The organism is Treponema endosymbiont of Eucomonympha sp., assembly GCF_001028545.1.
Window position 1 is genome coordinate 1 of the sequence record NZ_BBPW01000061.1, and the last position, 4,856, is coordinate 4,856.

General features: G+C 52.6%; 3 protein-coding genes. All 3 read left to right on the forward strand.

The window, feature by feature from the left end; genetic code table 11:
• Positions 1 to 407 precede the first annotated feature (407 nt).
• The 3 genes from AWU74_RS03910 to AWU74_RS03920 all read left to right on the forward strand — a co-directional run bounded on the left by AWU74_RS03910 (position 408) and on the right by AWU74_RS03920 (position 4,583).
• Positions 408 to 2,204 carry a DEAD/DEAH box helicase gene (locus AWU74_RS03910; protein WP_062327827.1) on the forward strand — a complete coding sequence of 599 codons (1,797 nt, stop codon included), beginning with the start codon at positions 408 to 410 and terminating at the stop codon, positions 2,202 to 2,204.
• Between the two features lie 89 nt (positions 2,205 to 2,293).
• On the forward strand, positions 2,294 to 3,388 hold the full coding sequence (gene serC, locus AWU74_RS03915; protein ID WP_062327830.1) for a 3-phosphoserine/phosphohydroxythreonine transaminase: 1,095 nt from the start codon (positions 2,294 to 2,296) through the stop codon (positions 3,386 to 3,388).
• A 10-nt stretch (positions 3,389 to 3,398) separates the two neighbouring features.
• Positions 3,399 to 4,583, forward strand: a complete 1,185-nt coding sequence (locus AWU74_RS03920) for a phosphoglycerate dehydrogenase (protein WP_062327834.1) — start codon at positions 3,399 to 3,401, stop codon at positions 4,581 to 4,583.
• The last annotated feature ends 273 nt before the right edge of the window (positions 4,584 to 4,856 follow it).

Consider the following 4,856-nt stretch of genomic DNA (forward strand, 5'->3'; position numbering starts at 1 on the left):
TTATGCTTGAAAAAAGCTAGACAGGGCGGCGGTTTTCTGGTCTTATCAGGCTAAAAACAAAACTGCAAAGTTAGTCAGTTTTTCTTATAATCGGGTAGGCAATCAGCGCTATAAATCATAGCTGGCAACGCCAAAGTTTCTTGAGAAAGTTCCGCAAGCCTTCGGCTTGCTACTGAGAGTGTTTTGCAAACTCGCGGGGCGTATAGGCAAGCGCCTACTGTGCCTGCCGAGAGAACCTATCTGAACTTTCTACCAATAAGGCTATCGAGAAGGTTTACCGAAAATCTGAAAACACGAGACGGAAGCGAAGCTGTCGCTTAGTTTCTCGCCGGTGTCATGCCGTCTTTTGGCACATCGCTGGGGCGCGGTTGAAACATTTTCAGCTATCTGCTATATTTTGCGTATAAATGGAAACAATTTCTTTTGAAGACCTCGGACTTGACGAGGTAAGCCTCGCCGCTGTAGCGGCAAAAGGTTTTGAAACTCCCTCTCCCATACAGGCTTTGGCAATTCCGCGCCTGCTTGCCGGAGAAGCAAATCTGGTCGCCAAAGCGCGTACCGGAACCGGAAAAACGGCGGCATTCGCACTCCCGCTTGTTCAAACAATCCGCGAGGCAGCGGAGGAACCGCGTGCACTGGTGCTGACTCCGACGCGCGAACTTGCGCTCCAAGTCGGCAAGGAAATCGAAAGCCTTGCGAGCGGGAAATACCCCCGCGTAGCCGAAGTGTACGGCGGGCAGTCGATGCTTGAGCAGCTTCGCGCACTGAAGCGCGGGACGGAAATCGTGGTCGGTACGCCCGGACGCATTATGGACCACTTGAACCGCGGGTCGCTACACCTTGAACATATCGACTATTTTATCCTTGACGAAGCGGACGAAATGCTTGATATGGGATTCATTGAGGATATCGAGGCGATTTTTGCCAAAGCGAATCCGAAAAGCCGTATCTTGCTGTTTTCCGCGACGATGCCGCCGCCGATTCTCAAAATTGCCGCGAAGTTTATGGGCGATTATGAAATCGTCGAAGAAGAAATCGCCGCAGAAGAGCCATTTTTGACCGGACAGACCTATTGGACGGTACGAGAGGAAGAAAAAATCGAAGCGCTTGTTCGCCTTATCGACATTTCTTCTGACTTTTACGGACTGGTGTTTACGCAGACCAAAGTCGACGCCGACGCGGTGAGCCGGATGCTCGACGAGCGTGGTTACGAGACGGCGGCGCTTCACGGTGACATTGCTCAAAAACAGCGAGAAAAAATTCTAGACCGTTTCCGCAAGAAAAAGACGCGCATTCTGGTTGCTACCGATGTTGCTGCGCGAGGCATAGACATAGAGTGCTTGTCTCACGTCGTGAATTACGCATTTCCTTTCGACGGGCTGACGTATGTACACCGCATTGGGCGGACGGGAAGAGCTGGCGCGAAGGGCGAGGCAGTCACGTTTGTTCGTCCCAATGAAATGCGGAAGTTAGAGGTTTTGAAGCAGGCAATCAAAAGATCGGCGAAAGGTGTAATAAATGCTGGCACGATTCCTTCCATTAAAGAGGTGCTCGCAGCAAAACAAAAGCGCCTTGTTGAACGGATACTTGCTTCGTTTATTTCCGTCGCGGAAGCTGACAATGACGCAGCAGTTGGCGAAAAAAAAACGCTCCAGAATGTTTTCCCTTCGCGCAATCCTTTATTCAAAGAGATTGCCGTCGAATTGTGCAGCACTCACCAGTCGGAGGAGATTGTCGCGCAAGTGCTTGAAACCGCATTCGGTGCCGAGCTTAACCCTGCGCGTTATGGCGAAATCTCAAACTTCAACCCGTCTGTGACACGTGCTCGCGGTATGCGATTCAGCGGCATAAGGCAAAGCTACGGAGTGCGCAATTACCAACCGTCTGGCAGCGACTTTGCCAATGCAGACAGTCAGAGGCAAATGCGGCTTTACGTGGGATTGGGGCGGCGTGACGGGTTTGGTGCACGGGAACTCGCGAATTATTTCAGCAGTATCTTGAATATCCCCCCGCGTTTTGTTGACCGCATTGAAATCACCGAGAATTTTTCGCTTGCAAGTTTCCCATATGAAGCTGGTATTACTGCGCTTGAGAGAGCAAAACGCGACCGGACGATGCCTCATGTGCATATCGACTCGAGAAACATATCGGAGCGCGAACCTTATGGACGAAGAAAGTTTATGCGCAGTGCAGTCGCGGTATAATTATAGACAAATAAAACTTTGCCTGTTCCAAATCGGAGAGGGGATTTGTATCCCTTGACTGCCCATTTTTGTCTCGTTAAAGTATCCTCATGAGTAGAGTATATAATTTTTCTGCAGGGCCTTCCTGCTTACCCGAAGAAGTACTTGCCGAAGCGCAGGCGGAGTTATTGGAATACGGGAATACCGGGCAGTCAGTAATGGAGATGAGTCACCGTTCAAGCGAATACGAGGCGATAATCGGCGAGACAGAACGCTTTGTCCGTGCGCTGCTGGGGGTGACGGACGACTACCGCGTACTCTTTTTGCAGGGTGGCGCGAGCACCCAGTTTGCAATGGTGCCGCTCAACCTGACCGTCCGCGGCAAAGCTGCTTATATTGATACCGGCGTGTGGTCGTCCAAAGCGATTGCCGAAGCCAGCAGATATACGCAAGCGGATATTGTTGCGTCGTCCAAAGACGAAACCTATCGCTTTATCCCTGCCGTGCCGCCGCTTGCGGACGGCTACGACTACCTGCACATAACGCTGAACAATACGATTATGGGGACGGCATGGCACCGACTCCCCGAATGCGGGAATACCCCGCTCGTAACCGATGCATCGAGCTGCATTCTCTCTGAGCCGTTGGATGTTTCCCGTTTTGCGCTCATTTACGCAGGGGCACAGAAAAACCTTGCACCTGCGGGCGTAACGCTCGTCATTATTCGAGACGATATGCTTGCCCGCGAATCGCTCGGCATCGCGCCGACGATGCTCCGTTATAAGACTCATGCCGATTCAGGCTCGCTGTACAACACGCCCCCTTGCTACGCGATATATATTATGGGGAAGGTGCTCAAGTGGGTCGAGCGGCGTGGCGGAGTGGAAGGCATGAAGCGGCGCAATGGCGAAAAAGCTGCACTGTTCTACGCTTATCTTGACCGGAGCGATTTTTACCGCGGCACCGCTGAAAAAGAGAGTCGCTCATTGATGAATATTCCCTTTATAATGCGCGAAATGAATGCCGAAAAAGCGGACAGATTAAACAAGGCGTTCGTGAAAGAGGCGAAAGCTGTGGGACTGGTGAACCTTTCCGGTCACCGACTGGTCGGCGGGATGCGTGCCTCGCTGTACAACGCTATGAGTATCGACGGCGTGAAGACACTCGTTGCGTTTATGGACGGTTTTGCTAAACGGAACGGATAACAAGGAACGAATGTATAAAATACAGACCCTAAATAAAATTTCTGCCAACGGACTTTCCGAATTCCCGCTCGACTGTTACGAAGTTGCCGACGATTTGCCAAATCCTGTCGCTATGTTGGTGCGCTCTTTTAATATGCATCAAATGAACCTACCGCTTTCGCTCAGTGCCGTCGCTCGAGCGGGTGCAGGCACGAACAATGTCCCCGTACAAGCGCTTACGGAACGCGGTGTTGTGGTGTTCAACACACCCGGCGCTAACGCAAATGCGGTGAAGGAACTAGTGTTGCTCGCGATGCTGGCATCGAGCCGGAATATCCTTGCAGCATCGGCATGGGTAAAAACGCTTATGGGACAGGGCGACAAAATCCCCGAGCTAGCAGAAAAAGGCAAATCGCAGTTTATAGGTCCGGAGCTTGCGGGGAAAACACTGGGTGTTATCGGCCTTGGCGCGATTGGGGTGCTCGTCGCAAACAGCGCAGTCGGTTTAGGCATGCGCGTCATTGGCTATGACCCATTCATCTCGGTAGACGGGGCATGGCATTTGAACCGGGACGTTATTCGCGCGGAAAATTTGGAAAGCCTTGTTGCCAAATCGGATTACATTACCGTGCATGTGCCGCTCACGAACGATACGGTCGGCATGATAGACGCGGCGCAGATAAAGAACATGAAGGCAGGCGTTAGACTCATCAATCTGGCGCGGGAAGAACTTGCCATATCCGCCGACATTCTGTCGGCTCTCTCTTCAGGCAAGGTTGCTTCATATGTAAGCGATTTTGCGTCGGAAGATATGCTTGCGCACCCGAAGGTGCTGTGCCTGCCGCATTTGGGAGCGTCCACGCCGGAAGCTGAAGAGAACTGTGCGAGGATGGCGGCGAAGCAGGTGCGGGATTTTCTCGAAAAAGGGGCGGTAGCCAACTCGGTGAACTTTCCCGAATGCCGAATGGAAGCGGGGATTCCGGCGGGGGGAATGCGGCTATGCGTTGCGAACCGGAACGAGCCGAACATGATAGGACAGATGGCCACGGTTCTTGCCGACGAGAAGCTGAACGTGTCTGCAATGGTGAACCAGAACCGGAACGACCTCGCATATAATTTGATTGACGTGGAAGGGGAAGCGTCTCCCGTGACGCTTGACCGGATAGTCGGCATTGACGGTGTATTAAGCGTGCGGGTTATTTTCGCGCGCGGCTGACTGCGGCTATGCACGGAAAAAATTAAAAAAAATACAGGAAAAGAGTTGACAAAATGTGCGCCGCTTGCCAGCGCATAGGTAAGCGGATAAACGGCATAACTATACAAAAGGCAGGGCTTGCGCCCCGCCTTTTGCCTGTCCGCCCCCTGCCCTATCCGCGGGTCACGCCGCCGTTTGCCGCGCCTGCGCCGGCTCTTTCGCCTCAATGCCGGCTTCAAGCCGGAACAGATCAAACGGCACAAAGTGTGTAAAAACCGAAGGGCTGAGACGGCA

Bases quoted from the DNA above. Each gene is read 5' to 3' on its own strand.
- AWU74_RS03910 (WP_062327827.1), top strand. From the start codon at position 408: ATGGAAACAATTTCTTTTGAAGACCTCGGACTTGACGAGGTAAGCCTC.
- serC (WP_062327830.1), top strand. From the start codon at position 2,294: ATGAGTAGAGTATATAATTTTTCTGCAGGGCCTTCCTGCTTACCCGAA.
- AWU74_RS03920 (WP_062327834.1), top strand. From the start codon at position 3,399: ATGTATAAAATACAGACCCTAAATAAAATTTCTGCCAACGGACTTTCC.